This window comes from Nitrosomonas marina (assembly GCF_900110145.1).
In the GTDB taxonomy this organism is placed as follows: domain Bacteria; phylum Pseudomonadota; class Gammaproteobacteria; order Burkholderiales; family Nitrosomonadaceae; genus Nitrosomonas; species Nitrosomonas marina.
The window spans coordinates 13,495-26,543 of record NZ_FOCP01000002.1; the positions used below are offsets into that span (position 1 = coordinate 13,495).

The following is a 13,049-nucleotide window of genomic DNA, read 5'->3' on the forward strand; positions in this document are numbered from 1 at the left end:
CACTTGCAGTATAAATCTTAAAGGGTCACAGGGTCCGGTTTCTCCGGATCGATACCTAACTGCTTGATAGCCTGCGTGACTGTTTTGGCCGGTACTTTACCTTCATCCGCCAGTGCCTTTAATGCCGCAACAGTTATATAATATCGATCGACTTCAAAAAACTGGCGCAACTTTTCACGAGTATCGGAACGGCCAAAACCATCTGTACCTAATACACGGTAGGTACCGGGAACAAATTCACGAATCTGGTCTGCATAGGTTTTCATATAGTCTGTCGCAGCAATTACAGGACTCTCTTTTTGTTTCAAACAGTCTTCAATATGTGAGATTCTCGATTTTTTCTCAGGATGCAGCATATTCCATCGATGGATTTTCAAGGCCTCACGCCGTAATTCGGTAAAACTGGTAACACTCCAGATATCCGCATTTACACCATAATCGCGTTTCAAAATATCTGCAGCGGCAATTGTTTCTCGCAAAATCGTTCCCGATCCGAGCAAGTGTATATGCGGATCTTTACTGCGTTTTGCAGCTGCCCTGAACAAATACATCCCTTTAAGGATAGATTGTTCCATCCCCTTAGGCATCTCCGGATGAGAATAGTTTTCGTTCATTACTGTTATGTAATAGAACACATCTTCCTGATTCTGGCACATACGGCGCAGACCATCCTGAACAATCACAGCCAGCTCGTAAGAGAAAGCCGGATCATACGATACACAGTTAGGAATTGTGGATGCCACGATATGACTGTGACCATCTTCATGCTGCAAACCTTCACCATTGAGCGTGGTCCTACCAGCCGTTCCACCTATCAAGAAACCACGGCACCGCATGTCGCCCGCAGCCCAGATCAGATCACCAACGCGCTGAAATCCAAACATGGAATAAAAAATAAAAAAAGGAATCATTTGAATGCCATGCGTGCTGTAGGAAGTTGCAGCCGCGATCCAGGAAGACAAAGCGCCGGCTTCATTGATACCTTCCTGCAGGATCTGACCATTTTTGTCCTCCTTGTAATACATCAACTGATCTGCATCCTGAGGTGTATAGAGCTGGCCAACGGACGACCAGATACCCAGTTGGCGAAACATACCCTCCATACCAAAAGTACGTGATTCGTCAGCAACAATCGGTACAATATGTTTACCAAGCTGTTTATCTTTAGTCAGAATATTCAATATACGCACATACGCCATTGTCGTTGAGGATTCCCGTCCTTCACCGCTGGCCTTCAACACGGATTCAAATGCACTCAACGGTGGCACATTCAAGGGCTCAGCCTGGCGCTTGCGGCGATGATAAAAACCACCCAAAGCAGCACGGCGTTCACGCATATAATTATCCTCAGCCGAATTTTTCTCAAATGTCAGATAAGGTACGTCATCTATATTGTCATCAGGTATATTGAGACCAAAGCGATCGCGAAATGCCTTTAAGGATATTGTTCCCATTTTTTTCTGCTGATGGGTAATATTCTGCGCCTCTCCCGATTCTCCCATTCCGTAGCCTTTTATCGTTTTGGCCAGGATTACGGTAGGTTGCCCCTTGTGTTTCACAGCTTCAGCATAAGCTGCATACACTTTATGCGGATCATGTCCACCTCTGTTCAAACGCCAGATATCATCATCCGACATGGTTGCTACCATTTCCAGCAACTCGGGATACTTGCCGAAAAAATGCTTTCGCACATATGCACCATCTCGAGCCTTGAAACTTTGGTATTCGCCGTCAACGCACTCCATCATGCGCTTCTGGAGCAATCCTTTGGTATCTTTGGCAAGCAGTGGATCCCAATAAGAACCCCAAATTACTTTGATGACGTTCCACCCAGCACCACGAAATGCAGCTTCAAGTTCCTGAATGATTTTACCGTTTCCTCTGACTGGTCCATCCAGGCGTTGCAGGTTACAATTGACGACAAAAATAAGATTATCCAGTTTTTCACGTGATGCCAGCGTTATGGCACCCAGGGACTCAGGCTCATCCATTTCTCCATCGCCCATGAATGCCCATATTTTGCGTCCATCCGTATTTGCAAGACCACGGCTCCCAAGGTATTTCATGAAGCGCGCCTGATATAAGGCCATGATAGGCCCAAGTCCCATGGATACAGTCGGAAATTGCCAAAATGAAGGCATCAGCCAGGGGTGTGGATATGAGGACAAACCATTACCACCAGCCTCCTGGCGAAAATTGTTCAGATGTTCTTCAGTCAACTCTCCGGCAAGAAAGGCGTAGGCATAAATACCTGGTGATGAATGCCCCTGTACATACACTAAGTCGCCTCCATGCTCTTCACTGGGCGAATGCCAGAAATGATTATATCCAACATCATACAGCGTTGCTGCGGAAGCAAAGCTTGCAATATGCCCGCCCACATTCGTAGAGCGATTGGCTTTGAGCACCATAGCCATAGCATTCCAGCGAACGTATGAGCGTATACGATGTTCTATTGCATTATCACCCGGCGAACGCACTTCCCTTCCTGTCGGTATAGTATTAATGTACGCCGTATTGGCACTATATGGCAGGTATGCGCCCGAGCGCCGTGCCTTTTCAACCAGTTTTTCCAGTAGAAAATGAGCGCGCTCCGGGCCCTCGCTTATCAACACAGATTCCAGAGCATCAAGCCACTCTTGCGTTTCTTGCGGATCTATATCGGGATGTAAATCCATGTTATTCAATTGGTAGACATCAATTAGTCATCGTGCATTCTGTAGAGAACGTTCTGCCGCAAGTATAGTATTACATAATAACATTGTAATTGTCATTGGACCCACACCTCCAGGCACAGGGGTTATATGACCTGCCACCTCTTTAGTTGTCTCAAATTCGACGTCACCACACAGACTCCCATTCGGCAACCGGTTAATACCAACATCAACAACAGCCGCACCAGCCTTTACCATGTCTGCGGTTATGATTCCCGGTCGACCGGTGGCGACCACCAGAATATCAGCCGATCGTGTAAACTGCGCCAGATCTTTGGTTTTTGACGTACAAATCGTAACAGTGGCACCTCGCTCCAGAAGCATCATTGCCATCGGCTTACCTACAATGTTGCTACGCCCCACAACAACAGCATGTTTCCCTTCAATTGCAACTTTGCTCTTGTCCAGCATCACCATCACTCCATACGGCGTACAAGGTGTAAAATTAGTATTGCCGGTAACTAAAGCGCCTACGTTACAAAAATGAAAACCATCAACATCCTTTTCAACTCCAATCGAAGCAATTACTTTGTTATTTTCGAAGTGTGACGGTAACGGCAATTGCACCAATATACCGTGAACATGATTATTTTGATTCAAGGCATCGATACAATCCAGTATCTCGTCCTGCTCGGCATTACAGGAAAATTGATGTACTTCGGAATGAATGCCGATTTCACTACAGGCTTTGACCTTATTGCGCACATAAATTGCTGAAGCGGGATTATCGCCAACGATGATGACCGCCAACCCAGGCCTTGTTCCCTGTTTAGTTAATTTTGCTGCGCGATTCTTCCATTCTGCACGAACATTCTGTGCAATCAGTTTTCCATCGATAATATATGCGCTCATTTAATCGGCAGCCGTGCTTCTAATTTAAGTCGATTGCTTGTTTTTTTTGATTTTCAGATAATAAATCAATAATCCGATCAAAAATACTGGTATTACAAATAACGCTGCTGAAATCAGCCCCGCGGCCAGTATGGCTATCGTACTATTACCTGGCATAAATAGTGTAACGAACCATATTACAACAAACGCAACAAATAATCCGCCATAAAGCATTGTTTTCTTGCCCCGGTCATATAGACGCCAGAAAGCTCCTGAGACCTGAATATCATCGGTATAATGTTCAAACACCTCTACCAGGCTCTGATCATTCGGTTGTGATTCATAACCAACGGCGACAGCCAAAGCATTGCTACCATCATCCATTTGCGCCATTCGTTTCAAAAACTCTATACGTTTGCCGGCTTCTTTTGGCTTGGTTCCATCCCGTATTAGCATTGCTTCCATTGCCTCAAATGCCGTTTCACGCGGATCCTGAACTTGCTCCAACCCCTCAGCATACTTCCACATGACACCAGTCAAATACAATTGTGTTGTCAAATCCCTGAACTGAGGAGCAAAGTCATAATTTTTATCTTTGACGAACCCAAGCTGAGTAGCCAGTACATCTTGCCCATAATCAATACAGGCATCAACGGGTGAATTATCAGACATGGTATTTTCTTCGCCGTTCATTTCCACATTATTTGGTTTCTCATCCATCTTGCAATCACCTTAATTATTTATGACGACTTTTTCATATCACGTATTATATACCGGCTAGCAGGGATGAAAGAAGAACCAGCTGATTAAACGCACAAGATATTCAGACAGGCGTTATTTATCAGATGCCCAAGCGTTGCCAAATTTTCGACGTCAACTCAGAACTGTTCATGGTGTAAAAATGCAAACCCGGCGCACCTTCTTTTAATAAGCGCTCGCACATTTCCGTTACTACATCTAAACCAAAAGCATGGATAGATGCGGTATCATCTCCGTACCCTTCCAATTTTTTTCGAATCCAGCGAGGAATTTCAGCCCCACAAGCATCTGAGAATCTCACTAATTGTGAGAATTTATTAATAGGCATAATGCCTGGCACTATTGGAACTGACAACCCCATTGATTCACATGATTCGACAAAATAAAAATATGCATCCGCATTATAAAAATACTGAGTAATCGCGGAATCGGCGCCAGCTTCCATCTTACGATGAAAGTTTTCCAAGTCTGCTTTGTAAGAACGGGCTTGCGGGTGACACTCAGGGTATGCTGCTACTTCAATATGAAAGGCCTGACCAAATGCTTCCCGAATATATTTGACGAGTTCACTTGCATAACGAAACTCACCTGCTTGCGCCATGCCTGATGGAATATCACCACGTAAGGCAACTAGCTGCTGCACACCTGCAGCCTGATATGTTTCCAAAATTGAGCAAATATTTTTCCTGGTGGAACCAATGCAGGAAATATGCGGAGCAACACTATATCCTTCAGACTGCATTTCAAGTACAGTTTCGAGTGTGCGTTCCCGAGTCGAACCGCCTGCACCAAAGGTTACTGAAAAAAATTTTGGCTTAAGCTGCGCAAGTTTTTTGCGCGCTACTCTCAATTTCTCAACACCTAACTCTGATTGTGGAGGAAATAATTCAAAACTATAAGTGGGAGAAAACTTTTTTTGTGATTCCATAGTGGATAATTGGGAAACATAACAATTTACGCTAACAGAGAAATATGATGATATTTCTTGCGTTTAGAAATGGCAGACTTCAAGACACCTGAATTCTCGGTGATGTAATGTACTTGCAAATCGTGTTTCTAAAACACAAAACTAGAATCATATTACTCAGATATGCTTTCCCCGACAGCACAATGCCAGTGAAAATAAAACAGGCGCTATGGGAAAATACACATCTATTTGAAACCTGCACAACTAGTTAAAAGACTTAATTAGTTGCGCAAATTTTTGAGCGTTTTTATTGGCTGTTGTATTTTAAAATTTCAGGGTGAACAAGCTCTGATACTTTGATGTAAAGAACTTGTTCAACTTTTTCCAGCCAGTTCTTGAGTAACTTAGTAACGATACATTTCAGGCTTGAATGGACCGTTCTTGTTCAATCCCAAATAAACAGCCTGCTCGTCAGTTAATTCTGTTAACTGAACCCCAAGCTTCTTCAAATGCAGTCGAGCAACTTTTTCATCGAGATGCTTAGGCAAGACATACACTTCTTTATTATATTGTTTTCCATTCGTCCAAAGCTCCATTTGTGCGAGCACTTGATTGGTAAATGAATTTGACATAACAAAAGAAGGGTGTCCCGTACCGCACCCAAGATTTACCAGCCTTCCTTGAGCCAGTACAATGATTCTGCGCCCTGTTGGAAAAATCACATGATCCACTTGCGGCTTGATGTTTTCCCATTGATATTTTTGGACAGAAGCTATATCAATCTCGGAATCAAAGTGCCCGATATTGCAAACAATAGCCTGATCCTTCATTTTCAGCATATGATCGTGAGATATGACTCTCACATTACCTGTTGCTGTTACAAAAATATCAGCCTTATCACAGGCATCCTCCATAGTCACTATCCGGAAACCTTCCATTGCTGCCTGTAATGCACAAATTGGATCTATTTCAGAAACCCAAACGGTAGCACCTAGTCCACGTAGAGATTGGGCACATCCTTTACCAACATCTCCATAACCACATACCAAGGCTATCTTTCCAGCAATCATGACGTCAGTAGCACGCTTGATACCATCAACCAGTGACTCTCTACACCCATAAAGATTGTCAAATTTTGATTTCGTGACAGAATCATTTACGTTGAATGCAGGGAATGGAAGCTCTCCGTTCTTTTGCATTTCATACAACCTGTGTACACCTGTGGTTGTCTCTTCTGTAACACCATTGATACTCTCCAGTTTCCTGGAATACCAATTTGGGTCAACTGCCAGTTTATTTTTGATCGATGCGAACAATGCCTCTTCTTCTTCATTCGACGGATTAGCAATAACAGAAATATCGTTCTCTGCCTTGCTTCCAAGTATAAGTAGTAAAGTAGCATCGCCACCATCGTCCAGAATCATATTTGCATTCTGCGACTGATCTGCAGATTTCCATTCAAAAATCTGATGTGCATAATCCCAGTACTCTTCAAGAGATTCTCCCTTATAAGCAAATACCGGTATACCTTGAGCTGCGATCGCTGCAGCAGCGTGATCCTGAGTTGAAAAAATATTACAAGAAGCCCAGCGTACTTCAGCACCCAGCGCAACCAGTGTTTCAATTAACACTGCTGTTTGGATGGTCATGTGCAGAGATCCGGCAATACGCGCCCCGGCTAATGGTTTCTGTTCTGCATATTCTTCACGAACTGCCATCAAACCGGGCATTTCTGTTTCAGCAATTGCAATTTCTTTTCGTCCCCATTCGGCCAAGGCTATATCTGCTATTTTATAATCTGTAAAATTACTTCCGTTTGGATTAAGCACAGCGTTCATAGTCTTTCTCCTATAACATCGAACGAGCGCCGTTTTATTGATATCCACAAGCTGAGCCTCACGGAATAATTTCCGCTGCAGCGCCCCTCAGCGTTGTGAACCAAATAACTAATTAAAAATGAAGTGTGTGTTTAGATACCTGCTTCAGCACGCAGAAGTTCAGCTTTATCTGTTGCTTCCCAGGAAAATTCAGGTTCTTCACGCCCAAAATGCCCATATGCAGCTGTTTTGGAATATATCGGGCGTAGCAAGTCTAATGTATGGATGATTGCACGTGGCCGTAAATCAAAGTGCTTTTCAATCAGTTGAATAATTTTAGTATCTGGAATTCTTCCCGTTCCAAAGGTATTAACCATTAAAGAAACAGGTTTTGCCACACCAATTGCATACGCAACCTGCACTTCACACTGACCTGCAAGGCCTGCTGCCACAATATTTTTGGCTACATAACGCCCTGCATAAGTCGCAGAACGATCAACTTTCGAAGGATCCTTGCCGGAAAATGCTCCGCCTCCGTGGCGCGCCATACCGCCATAAGTATCAACAATAATTTTGCGTCCTGTCAACCCGCAATCCCCCATTGGGCCACCGACAACAAAACGACCGGTCGGATTGACCAGATATTGGGTTTGATTACTCAGCATTTCTTGTGGCAGAACAGGTTTGATTATTTCCTCTACTACGGCCTCTGTTAGGACATCATGGGAAATATCAGGGCTATGCTGAGTAGAAATAACTACCGTTTCGATATATTTCGGCTTGCCATTCTCATATCTGACAGATACCTGGGATTTTGCATCGGGGCGAAGCCAAGATAATTTTCCGTTTTTTCGCAAAACTGACTGCCGTTCAACCAAACGATGCGCATAGTAAATGGGCATAGGCATCTGTTGCGGCGTTTCATCACAGGCATAACCAAACATCAACCCCTGGTCACCCGCACCTTGGTCCATCTCCTCTTCTTTTGTTCGATTTACACCTTGTGCAATGTCGGGAGACTGCTTATTAAACGCCGTTAATACCGCACACGTCGTTGAATCAAACCCTATATCCGAACTGGTATATCCTATATTTCGAACTGTCTCACGTGCTATGACATTATAATCTATTGTTGCATTTGTGGTTATTTCACCGGACAAAACAATTAATCCGGTGCTGCACAATGTTTCACACGCCACTCTTGCATTGACGTCCTGCTCTAAAATTGCATCAAGCACAGCATCTGATATCTGATCGGAAACTTTATCCGGATGACCTTCTGATACCGACTCGGATGTAAAAAGATAATCGCTCATGATCTACCTTATTTATTTATAAAATTTTTAAATAATACCAAATTATCCGTATCTTATAAACCCCGAACCTGAATCACAAAGTAGTCATGCCATTTTTTTGTCTTTAAAACCAATAGCATTCTATATCTTTTGGCCACCTTGAATTTAGTGTGGCACTATCAGCATCTCATAGAACAAAAATCGATTTCTGACAGTTCTACAATCGTTACCTTTGCGATAAAGTAAGCACGGAAATTCTGAGATGTTGTGGAAGCAAAAAACTATGGATATGCCCTGAAAAAAATCTTGTTACAGGGATTTTTATCCAAACATATCTATCTGAAAATATTGCTGAATTCTGGTGACTGAAGCTTTGCCGGAGGAATAGAGGAAAAGTTTAAAACGACAATTGCTGTTTTATGAAAAATTGAGGAAATAGTTTTTTTATTGCTTTACTGCAATATTGCTTTACTGCAATCCAGCTTCAAACAAAAACCTGCCCTTTGGGGCCATATAAAGAGATATTTCCAGCTGCGCTTTGCAATGAGAGATGAGCACGTTGAGCGTGCTGCAATCGGGTAGAAATCACTTTTCCGTTTGTCTGGTTAATCTGCTGAGCGGACTTCGCTAGTTCTATCAATTGAAACCAGCTTGCTGTTAACTCTTTTTTTGGCTGTTTTGCCAACCATGACTGCATTCCGCTCTTGTCGGGTGAACAACCCGAAATTGATAAATATCGTAACCGCTGGTCAGATAAATCTTCAAGTTTTTCTGCCAAGCGGGATTTATCAGAAACCAGCATGTCTAGTTCATCTATCCGCCCTTGAATCAACGCATCTTCTTCTTTTTTTAGTACTTCTATAAAATTTTTAACTGTACAAATCTCACTATCAATAATAGCTGCGAAACCCTCAAGGCTTTGTAAGTCATTCATTAAGAGCGGCCTTCTTTAGTGTTTATCAATTCTTTCACAGTTTCGAGCAAACGATCCGCAACCACATCGGGATTGACTTTAAAAGTCCCTTCACTAATCGCCGACTTTATCTCTTGGACACGAGACATATCAACTACACCGTCATTGTTGGATATGCGTTCCGACGATTTCAAATTTATCGCTTGTGCGCTGATGTGAACTGCATTATTTGTATCTTCAGGATTAATGCCAGAAGCAGAGGCATTTTCTGGTCGTTTCTTGCCATCTCCTCCTGAAACATTCGTTACTGAATGTATAGAATTGTCGATTTTCAATTTGGATTCCCTATCAATTATTTTAGTTAAATGTCTCATCGACACTCTGAAAAAAAACTTTAGCCAGAATAACAATGATATTGAACGTTTAATTTTCCACTTTCAATAAAATTTTGTGAGCATGTGTTAGCTCAGATACTAACGTTGAGATAAAGCTAATGCAAGGAAAAACCAAAATTCATTCTGATTTTGAATGCAAATTATCTGAAAACATACGTTTATTACCAATGGTTGTTGACAATTTTTTTAACTGATTCAATTTTTATTCGTATAGTCCGTTAAATCTCACTACTTTTCGTGTTTTTTTACATCCAAGACGCTTAATTGGCATTTTGTTCATATTTAACAAAAAGGAACTAAGATGGACTATTCCACGATAATAATACTGATTGTTTTAAGTCTGATATTGGTCTATATAATTTTGATTTATAACAATCTGGTTCAGCTAAAGCATAATGTCTCCAAGGCCTGGTCCAATATTGACGTATTGCTTAAACAACGACACGATGAACTTCCCAAACTTGTTGAAACATGTAAGCAGTATATGGGATATGAGAAAAGTGCATTGGAAGCCATTATTGAGGCACGTTCCGCTGTTTCTCATGCGCAACAAGACTCGGACATCAAGGCACTAGGCGTAGCGGAAACACAATTACGCTTGGGTCTGGGAAATCTATTTGCCCTGGCAGAATCCTATCCAGAACTTAAAGCCAATCAATCATTTCAACACTTACAAACCCGTATCACGGGACTGGAACATGATATAGCCGACCGTCGTGAATTTTATAACGAGTCTACAAATATCAACAATATACGTATTGAACAGTTTCCTGATGTATTGATTGCAAAAATCTTTGGATTTAAACCATTTGATTTACTGGAGTTTTCCGAATCCGACAAGGCAGATGTGAACGTAAGCCTGTTATTCCAATGATATCGATCGAAAGTAATGCATTATTAAACGAAGACAACCAGCTTTTTTTGCTGTTTGCCTTCACACTAATGGCACTTGTTTGCTTCTGGCTGTTTTTTTATTACCTCAAGCGCGCACGACTCATTGAAGATACGCCAACTTCAAAAATTCGGTCTGCCGCCCAAGGCTATGTTGAAATTATGGGTTCAGTATCAATGGTCAGCAACCAAATGCTTTCTGCGCCCCTTTCAGGTACTACGTGCGTCTGGTTTACATATAAAATACAGCAATATCGACGCACAGGTAAAAGCAGCCACTGGTCGACAATTGAAGAAAAAACGAGTACTGAGCAATTTCTTATTAAAGATGATACCGGGACCTGTGTAATTGATCCCGAAGGCGCAGAAGTTCAAACGACTTACTCGCGTACCTGGTATGGCCATACAAAAAAACCATCCCGGGCAAATAAATCAAACAATTTTTTCAATATAATCATCGGCAAGCGCTATCGTTACATAGAAAGAATCATACAGGCTGACGATATTCTTTATGCACTCGGTGATTTCAAGACAAAGGGCGGGGGGCGTAATGTACCAGGTATCCACCAGATGACTGGTACAGTAATTCGTGAATGGAGACACAATTACAAGCAAATTTTAAAGCATTTCGATCGAGATAAAAACGGAACGATAGACATGAACGAATGGGAAGAAGTAAGAGCAGCCGCCCGTCATGAAGCTGAAAAACGCAGGCAAGAGTTATCGCGGCTCCCAACGGTTTATTCACTCGGGAATACAACAAAGAAACAACAACCGTTTATCCTCTCAACTTTCGGTCAACAAAAACTGGTCAAAAAATATCGCCAGTTTGCAATTCTCAGTCTGATAGGTCTTTCCGTATTCACCATACTTGCCTTCACACAGTATACAGACACGCAGGCTATTTATTTATAGAATATATGACTAATCCAGACTGACAGGAATTTCTGTCTCTTTTTCCGATTCGTTTGACAAGATCATTACAGCCACCCGCCGATTGCGCATTCTACCTTCGATGGTGTCATTAGTGTCTACTGGCCTGTTCTCTCCATAACCAATTGCCGTTAATCGTTGTCCTTCCAAACCACTGTCTATAAATAATCGAATAACGCTGCTTGCTCGTGCAGTTGATAATTCCCAATTGGATGGAAAAAATACATTGTGAATCGGCAGATTATCTGTATGTCCTTCAACCTGAATTTCATGATCGTGGTTTTTTAACACTTGCGCCACTGCCTGTAACGTATCAATTGAATCATCCGATAATTGTGCTTCTCCAGGAGAAAAAAGTACGCTGGCATTAATTTCTACTGTAATACCCAGATTGCTCTGTGTAACTCTGACTTTCCCATTATCAACCAACGACGCCAGCACCTTCAGCACATCTTTCGCCATGGACTGCATTACTTCCTGCTTTTTACTGCGCTGAAACTTTTTTTCTTCAATAATCTTAATAAGACTTTCTTGCTGCATCTCTTTTTTTATCAGTAAAGGCGCCTGAGATTGCTGTGTTGGTTCAGGCTTGACTACTGGATTTTTAAAAGCATTTACTAATGACCCGCTCAGCACTTTATATTTGCCTTCATTGATGGAGGAAACCGCGTACATAACCACAAAAAAGGCAAATAACAGGGTAATAAAATCAGCATACGAAACCAGCCAGCGTTCATGATTCTCATGAACTTCTTCATTTGAGCAGAATCTTTTTCTAGCCATATTCATTTATCGATGTTAATCAACTTAAAGCCGCAAGTTTACTTTTCCACACAATAACTCATCAGGCGATTCTCTATTAACCGCGGATTTTCACCATGCGCTATGCCAACTAATCCGTCGATCAACATTTCACGAAAAACCAGTTGCTCATTGATAATGCTTTTCAGTTTGTTCGCTATCGGCAGAAAAAACAAATTTGCCAGGCCGACACCGTAAATTGTGGCGACAAATGCAACAGCAATCCCGCTACCCAAAAGACTGGGTTCAGTCAGGTTCTCCATGACATGTATCAAACCGAGAACTGCACCAAGAATACCGATGGTCGGAGCATAACCACCGGCTGCTTCCCAAATTCTTGCAGACTGACGCTGAAATGAAACTTCAGCTTCAACCTCTATTTCCAGTATTTCACGCAGTTTTTCAGCTTTGCTTCCATCTGCCAGCAGCAACAACCCCTTTTTTGTCAAGGGATCAGTCGCAGATTCTGCATGTCTTTCAAGAACAAGCAGGCCCTCTTTGCGTGAAAGATACGACCAACCGACAACTTGTTTGATTAGGATCTGAGTCGGTCTTTTCGGCGGGAAAAAAATCCATTTAGCCATTTTGACGCCATTAATTAACACTTTTACCGGGCTTTGCAAAAGAACAGCACCGACAGTACCGCCCACGACAATAAAAAAAGCCGCGAACTGCAATAATGCACCCAGATGGCCGCCTTCGAGCATCTGTCCGCCCATAATTGCCGCTAATGCCAGAGCAATTCCGGCAATACTGCTTACGTCTATCTTAGTTTTATTACTCATCATTTGTC

The 13,049-nt window shown here is 42.3% G+C and carries 12 protein-coding genes and 1 riboswitch; of the genes, 2 read left to right on the forward strand and 10 right to left on the reverse strand.

Going from position 1 to position 13,049, the window contains the following annotated elements:
* Positions 1-17: 17 nt before the first annotated feature.
* The 8 genes from aceE to flgM form a co-directional block, all read right to left on the reverse strand.
* Positions 18-2,678, reverse strand: a complete 2,661-nt coding sequence (gene aceE, locus BMX44_RS01450) for a pyruvate dehydrogenase (acetyl-transferring), homodimeric type (RefSeq protein WP_090627295.1) — start codon at positions 2,676-2,678, stop codon at positions 18-20.
* Positions 2,679-2,705: 27 nt separating this feature from the next.
* Positions 2,706-3,566, reverse strand: a complete 861-nt coding sequence (folD, locus tag BMX44_RS01455) for a bifunctional methylenetetrahydrofolate dehydrogenase/methenyltetrahydrofolate cyclohydrolase FolD (protein WP_090627296.1) — start codon at positions 3,564-3,566, stop codon at positions 2,706-2,708.
* Between the two features lie 24 nt (positions 3,567-3,590).
* Complete coding sequence (locus tag BMX44_RS01460) at positions 3,591-4,265, reverse strand: hypothetical protein (protein ID WP_090627298.1); 675 nt, start codon at positions 4,263-4,265, stop codon at positions 3,591-3,593.
* A gap of 121 nt (positions 4,266-4,386) precedes the next feature.
* Entirely contained in the window at positions 4,387-5,232 is an 846-nt protein-coding gene (gene metF / locus BMX44_RS01465) for a methylenetetrahydrofolate reductase [NAD(P)H] (RefSeq protein ID WP_090627299.1), read from the reverse strand.
* A gap of 383 nt (positions 5,233-5,615) precedes the next feature.
* The gene (ahcY, locus tag BMX44_RS01470; RefSeq protein WP_090627301.1) at positions 5,616-7,049 is read right to left on the reverse strand and encodes an adenosylhomocysteinase; all 1,434 of its coding nucleotides are present in this window, start codon (positions 7,047-7,049) and stop codon (positions 5,616-5,618) included.
* 17 nt (positions 7,050-7,066) lie between these two features.
* Positions 7,067-7,144, reverse strand: a riboswitch (S-adenosyl-L-homocysteine riboswitch).
* 36 nt (positions 7,145-7,180) lie between these two features.
* Positions 7,181-8,344, reverse strand: coding sequence for a methionine adenosyltransferase (gene metK / locus BMX44_RS01475; protein ID WP_090627302.1), 1,164 nt, complete (start codon positions 8,342-8,344; stop codon positions 7,181-7,183).
* 463 nt (positions 8,345-8,807) lie between these two features.
* Positions 8,808-9,257 carry a flagella synthesis protein FlgN gene (locus BMX44_RS01480; protein WP_090627303.1) on the reverse strand — a complete coding sequence of 150 codons (450 nt, stop codon included), beginning with the start codon at positions 9,255-9,257 and terminating at the stop codon, positions 8,808-8,810.
* Complete coding sequence (flgM, locus tag BMX44_RS01485) at positions 9,257-9,571, reverse strand: flagellar biosynthesis anti-sigma factor FlgM (RefSeq protein ID WP_245738786.1); 315 nt, start codon at positions 9,569-9,571, stop codon at positions 9,257-9,259. The genes BMX44_RS01480 and flgM overlap by 1 nt, the downstream gene beginning before the upstream one ends.
* A gap of 361 nt (positions 9,572-9,932) precedes the next feature.
* Here flgM and BMX44_RS01490 point away from each other — a divergent pair, with 361 nt between their 5' ends.
* Both BMX44_RS01490 and BMX44_RS01495 read left to right on the forward strand, forming a co-directional pair.
* Positions 9,933-10,505 (forward strand): LemA family protein, encoded by a 573-nt coding sequence (locus BMX44_RS01490; RefSeq protein WP_090627305.1) that lies wholly within the window; start codon positions 9,933-9,935, stop codon positions 10,503-10,505.
* Positions 10,502-11,437: a GIDE domain-containing protein gene (locus BMX44_RS01495; protein ID WP_090627306.1), complete on the forward strand. Its 936-nt coding sequence runs from the start codon at positions 10,502-10,504 to the stop codon at positions 11,435-11,437. The genes BMX44_RS01490 and BMX44_RS01495 overlap by 4 nt, the downstream gene beginning before the upstream one ends.
* Positions 11,438-11,446: 9 nt before the next feature.
* Here BMX44_RS01495 and motD read toward each other — a convergent pair whose 3' ends face one another.
* The gene (gene motD, locus BMX44_RS01500) at positions 11,447-12,238 is read right to left on the reverse strand and encodes a flagellar motor protein MotD (protein WP_090627307.1); all 792 of its coding nucleotides are present in this window, start codon (positions 12,236-12,238) and stop codon (positions 11,447-11,449) included.
* A gap of 38 nt (positions 12,239-12,276) precedes the next feature.
* Positions 12,277-13,041 carry a flagellar motor protein gene (locus BMX44_RS01505; RefSeq protein WP_218143903.1) on the reverse strand — a complete coding sequence of 255 codons (765 nt, stop codon included), beginning with the start codon at positions 13,039-13,041 and terminating at the stop codon, positions 12,277-12,279.
* Between the last annotated feature and the right edge of the window lie 8 nt (positions 13,042-13,049).

Bases quoted from the DNA above. Each gene is read 5' to 3' on its own strand.
- aceE (WP_090627295.1), bottom strand. From the start codon at position 2,678: ATGGATTTACATCCCGATATAGATCCGCAAGAAACGCAAGAGTGGCTT.
- folD (WP_090627296.1), bottom strand. From the start codon at position 3,566: ATGAGCGCATATATTATCGATGGAAAACTGATTGCACAGAATGTTCGT.
- BMX44_RS01460 (WP_090627298.1), bottom strand. From the start codon at position 4,265: ATGGATGAGAAACCAAATAATGTGGAAATGAACGGCGAAGAAAATACC.
- metF (WP_090627299.1), bottom strand. From the start codon at position 5,232: ATGGAATCACAAAAAAAGTTTTCTCCCACTTATAGTTTTGAATTATTT.
- ahcY (WP_090627301.1), bottom strand. From the start codon at position 7,049: ATGAACGCTGTGCTTAATCCAAACGGAAGTAATTTTACAGATTATAAA.
- metK (WP_090627302.1), bottom strand. From the start codon at position 8,344: ATGAGCGATTATCTTTTTACATCCGAGTCGGTATCAGAAGGTCATCCG.
- BMX44_RS01480 (WP_090627303.1), bottom strand. From the start codon at position 9,257: ATGAATGACTTACAAAGCCTTGAGGGTTTCGCAGCTATTATTGATAGT.
- BMX44_RS01490 (WP_090627305.1), top strand. From the start codon at position 9,933: ATGGACTATTCCACGATAATAATACTGATTGTTTTAAGTCTGATATTG.
- BMX44_RS01495 (WP_090627306.1), top strand. From the start codon at position 10,502: ATGATATCGATCGAAAGTAATGCATTATTAAACGAAGACAACCAGCTT.
- motD (WP_090627307.1), bottom strand. From the start codon at position 12,238: ATGGCTAGAAAAAGATTCTGCTCAAATGAAGAAGTTCATGAGAATCAT.
- BMX44_RS01505 (WP_218143903.1), bottom strand. From the start codon at position 13,041: ATGAGTAATAAAACTAAGATAGACGTAAGCAGTATTGCCGGAATTGCT.